1 protein-coding gene is annotated in these 375 nt (G+C 41.6%); it reads left to right on the forward strand.

All coding sequences use genetic code 11. From position 1 onward, the window contains the following. Positions 1–82 precede the first annotated feature (82 nt). On the forward strand, positions 83–375 hold a 293-nt coding region (locus tag CXF58_RS01305), incomplete at its 3' end, for a transposase domain-containing protein (protein ID WP_180952497.1).

Here is a 375-nt window from a genome sequence, read left to right on the forward strand (position 1 = left end):
GGATTAATGCCAGTCAGTTAAGGCAAAAACTCAATAAAAGTAATAAAATAGCCCATCTAATAAGTAGATGGGCTATTTTACTATGAGACTACAAAACGCTATTAATGAGACGCATAAAAGGATTCCAGACACCCTAGAACAATTTAGTGAATTAATAGACCCTGAGTGGATACAGCAAGCTTTAGAATATACCGGCAAAGCGAGCATTAGAAGGCGTAAGCTACCTGCTGAACATGTCGTTTGGCTAGTCATAGGTACCGCCTTATATAGAAACCGTTCCATCTGGTATATCACAGAGCAAATGCGTCTTAATCTAGACTCACAGGCCTGTGTACCCAGTGCAGTCGTAGAAGCAAGACAACGCCTCGGGCATGA

Origin of the sequence: Psychrobacter sp. Sarcosine-02u-2, from assembly GCF_002836335.1 — a bacterium.
Classification (GTDB): Bacteria; Pseudomonadota; Gammaproteobacteria; order Pseudomonadales; family Moraxellaceae; genus Psychrobacter; species Psychrobacter faecalis.